The sequence below is a fragment of the Eubacterium sp. MSJ-13 genome, from assembly GCF_018918235.1.
Classification (GTDB): domain Bacteria; phylum Bacillota; class Clostridia; order Lachnospirales; family Lachnospiraceae; genus Butyribacter.
Genome location: NZ_JAHLQE010000131.1, coordinates 1 through 4,267 on the forward strand (window position 1 = coordinate 1; position 4,267 = coordinate 4,267).

The window sequence follows — 4,267 nt, forward strand, 5'->3', positions numbered from 1 at the left end:
AATTTTATTATTTGTTTTATATGTTTTTATATAATGATAAATGAAATTGGTAACATAGGTTTAAGATGGAGAACGAGCAGTGATTTGCATTATTGTTTGTTTCGTAAGCGGCAGGGGATTTATCGTGTTATGGTTTGATAAATGATAATTGGTTGGATTAAAAATTACGTAAGCCACTTGCCATCTTCTAAAAAAAGGACTATAATTTCATGCGGAAAAAATCCAATAAAAAAGAAAAGAGATGTAAGAAATGAAAGACAAAAGACTTATACTTAGAGGAGAGGCAGCACTTATTCTGGCAATCATAATAAACAGCATGGGCGTATTGCTTATGCTGCAATCGGGTTCCGGAATATCGGCAATATCAAGTGTGCCGTACGCATTTAGTGAGGTATTTCCAAAATTATCACTTGGAACATGGACATACATATTTCAGGGACTTCTTGTAATAACACTTATGGTTTTGAAAAAGAGATTTGTTCCATCGTATCTGTTCAGTTTTGTGGCAGGCTTTTTATTTGGAGAACTGATGGATATACATGAATTGTGGATAACAAAACTTCCATTGTCAATTCCGCTCAGAATATTTTACTTTGTGTTAAGTTACATAATACTCTGTTTTGGAATCGCATTATCGAACCGCTGTAAACTGCCGATAATCCCAACAGATTTGTTTCCGAGAGACTTGTCAGAGATAATAAACAAACCGTATTCAAGAGTAAAGATTACATTTGATGTAACCTGTCTGTTTGTAACAGCGTGCCTGACATACTTTGCACTCGGAAAAATTCTCGGACTCGGAATAGGAACAGTAGTAGCCGCATTTACAATGGGAAAAGGCGTAGCCATCGCAGGAAAACTTATAGACAAGAAAATGACATTTGTATCGGTACTGCATAAAGAACCGGATGTAGAAACAGGGACAGAGGTCTGCTAAAGGTGAAATATAAATATAGTAAAAATGAAACACATACTTTGTTTGTTACAAATAGGTATGTGTTTTTTAACGTTATCAAGGGAGTCACCCGTTTCTATTGCACAAAGCAATAAGTGGTGGGTGGGGATTTCTTTGTATCAGGAGGGTACAAGCTTATTCTGTTATGAGCAGGTAGCAGGTAGTGTGTTGCCCTGTTGATTTTCGGCTAAATGACGTCGGGGAGCGGATCGCGAATATCTGCTTGACTTTTATAAATTTATCGTAAACAGCCGTGAAAGGGAGTATTATTCCGACCGAATGGCGTTTGAACTGCGTCGGTACTTAGCGGGCGTGTTATGCCCGCTTATGTACCGTTACGCAGTTCTTTGAGCGAAAGCGTCCATGAGCGTAGAATAATGCTCCCTTTCATAGCGTCCGTAGGAAAACCGATAAGCAAAACTAATCAATAACTAAAGTATAAAGAATTGATTGTCATCTGCTCATATATTATCCTTAATTCAGACAAAAAATAAAACAACAAGCATTTGCGAAGTTAACATAAACATGTAACTAATTTTGCAATTGCCTGATAAACAAATCAAGGAGGCAGTTATGGCACAGAATTTAATAATATACTACTCAAGAAAAGGCGAAAATTATGTAAACGGAAAAATTGTTGACCTGAAAAAAGGAAACACGGAGATATGTGCGGAATTTATTCAGAAAGCAGTCGGCGGTGACCTTTTTGAGATTGAAACAGTCGATGATTATTCAAAGGATTATAATAAATGTACTGAGGAGGCAAAAAAGGAACTGAATGAAAATGCCCGCCCTGAATTAAAGAAGTATCTTGATAATATTGATTTGTATGAAAATATATTTGTATGTGGCCCTTGCTGGTGGGGAACTTATCCTGTTGCAGTCTTTACACAGCTTGAAAAACTTGATTTTTCGGGAAAAAAGGTAATGGCACTTATGACGCATGAGGGAAGCGGACTTGGAAGTTGCGAGCGTGACCTTAAAAAGATATGTAAAGGTGCATCTTTTGGAACAGGCATTGCAATTCATGGTGCAGATGCCGCACAGTCAGAAAAAGCTGTAACGGAATGGGCGAAAAAGAGTATATAAGTGGTTATAAAAATATTGCATGGAAAAGTTAATCAGGTTATAGTTGTGCAAATGTAAAAATATTGTATGGGAAAGTCAAGAAGACTGAGGGTTTGTAAAAATAGAAAGATTATGTTTGCAAATAAGAGTTATGATAAGGAGAAAAAATATGAGTAAAAAAGATGTAATGATAGTAACGGGTGCGGGACAGATTTCAATGGCTATTGCAAGAAGAATGGGATACGGTAAGAAAATTGTTATGGGTGACAAAAACATTCAGAATGCAAAGATTATCGCAGAGACAATGAACAATGCGGGATTTGATGTAGAACCGGTCAAGATGGATCTGTCAGACAGGGATTCTATAAAAAATTTTATTGCGAAAGCACAGGAATATGGTAATATAAAGATGTTTGTAAATGGTGCAGGCGTTTCACCAAGTCAGGCTCCTATTGAGTCAATTTTAAAGGTTGACTTATACGGAACAGCGGTTTTATTGGAAGAAGTCGGAAAAGTAATAGCACAAGGCGGTGTTGGTGTGACGATATCCAGTCAATCGGGATGGAGGATGCCACAGCTTACGGCAGCAGAAGACGAGGCATTAGCAATAACGCCTGCTGAGGAATTGTTAAGGCTTGATATTTTACAGAAAGAGAACATAAAAGACACGCTTCACGCATATCAGCTTGCTAATAGATGTAATGAAAAGCGTGTGATGGCGCAGTCAGTTATATGGGGAAAGCGTGGTGCGAGATTAAATGCAATTGCACCGGGAATTATCGTGACGCCGCTTGCAATAGATGAATTTAACGGCCCTCGTGGAGATTTTTATAAAAATATGTTTGCAAAGTGTCCGGCGGGAAGACCGGGAACAGCGGACGAAGTCGCAAATGTGGCAGAATTGCTTATGAGCGATAAAGGAGCATTTATTACGGGTTCAACATTCCTTATAGATGGCGGTGCAACATCAAGTTACTTTTATGGACCTTTAAAGCCGGAGCAGTAGATTTACTTTTGGACTAACAGCAGAAAATATAGGAGGACGGTTGTTATGTATTTTGATGAAGTAAAGAAAAATTTCGGCTTTGGATGTATGAGACTTCCAATGCTTGAAAATGGAAAAGATGTTGATATTGCAGAAGCTACAAAGATGGTAGACGCATTTTTGGAGCAGGGGTTTAATTATTTTGATACAGCTCATGGATATCTTGAGGGAAAAAGTGAACTTGCATTAAAAGAATGTCTCACGAGCAGGCATAAAAGAGAGGAATATATCCTCACAGACAAACTGACAATGCCTTATTTTAATAAGCAGGAAGACATACGCCCATTTTTTGAAAGTCAGCTTGAAGCGTGCGGTGTAGAGTATTTTGATTTTTATCTTATGCACGCACAGTCAAAGGATATTTTTGCACATTTTAAGGAATGTAATGCTTACGAGACAGCACTTGAATTAAAAGATGAGGGAAAGATTCGTCATTTTGGAATTTCTTTCCACGATAAAGCAGAGGTTCTTGAGGAAATCTTAAAAGAATATCCGCAGATTGAGGTAGTACAGATTCAGTTTAATTATGTGGACTACGAAGATCCGGCAGTACAGAGCAGGAAATGTTATGAAGTCTGTCGCAAATATAATAAACCTATGATGATCATGGAACCTGTAAAAGGTGGAAACCTTGTAAATCTTCCTGACGATGCAAAGAAGATCCTTGACGATCTTAATGGCGGCAGTACAGCAAGCTATGCAGTGCGTTTTGCGGCAAGTTTTGAAGGTGTGATGATGGTTCTTTCTGGTATGAGTAATCTGGAACAGATGAAAGACAACCTTAGTTATATGAAAGAATTTAAACCGCTGGATGAAAAGGAAATGGAGGCAGTAAAGGCAGTTGCAGATGTATTCCATTCTAAACACATGATTCCTTGTACGGCATGCCGTTATTGTATCGAGGGCTGTCCTAAACACATTTCAATTCCTGATCTTTTTGCTTGTCTTAATGCAAAGAAGGTGTTCCACGACTGGAATGCAGATTATTATTACGGTCAGGTACATACAGTTCATAATGGAAAAGCAAGTGAGTGTATTCGCTGTGGCAAGTGTGAAAAAGTCTGTCCACAGCACTTGAATATACGGGAACTGTTAAAAGATGTTGCAGCCGAGTTTGAACGCAGATAAGTATTCCTAACTTCTAGTACAACGAATAATTAATAATTGATACATTGAACAAGCCTGCACTTTCGATAGCA

At 38.1% G+C, this 4,267-nt stretch carries 4 protein-coding genes; all 4 read left to right on the forward strand.

Going from position 1 to position 4,267, the window contains the following annotated elements; all coding sequences use genetic code 11:
• Nucleotides 1-250 precede the first annotated feature (250 nt).
• Nucleotides 251-937 (forward strand): DUF6198 family protein, encoded by a 687-nt coding sequence (locus tag KQI69_RS08135; protein ID WP_216564880.1) that lies wholly within the window; start codon nucleotides 251-253, stop codon nucleotides 935-937.
• Between the two features lie 591 nt (nucleotides 938-1,528).
• The gene (locus KQI69_RS08140; RefSeq protein ID WP_216564881.1) at nucleotides 1,529-2,044 is read left to right on the forward strand and encodes a flavodoxin; all 516 of its coding nucleotides are present in this window, start codon (nucleotides 1,529-1,531) and stop codon (nucleotides 2,042-2,044) included.
• Between the two features lie 148 nt (nucleotides 2,045-2,192).
• Nucleotides 2,193-3,029 carry an SDR family oxidoreductase gene (locus KQI69_RS08145; RefSeq protein WP_216564882.1) on the forward strand — a complete coding sequence of 279 codons (837 nt, stop codon included), beginning with the start codon at nucleotides 2,193-2,195 and terminating at the stop codon, nucleotides 3,027-3,029.
• A 45-nt stretch (nucleotides 3,030-3,074) separates the two neighbouring features.
• Complete coding sequence (locus KQI69_RS08150; protein ID WP_216564883.1) at nucleotides 3,075-4,196, forward strand: aldo/keto reductase; 1,122 nt, start codon at nucleotides 3,075-3,077, stop codon at nucleotides 4,194-4,196.
• Nucleotides 4,197-4,267 lie beyond the last annotated feature (71 nt).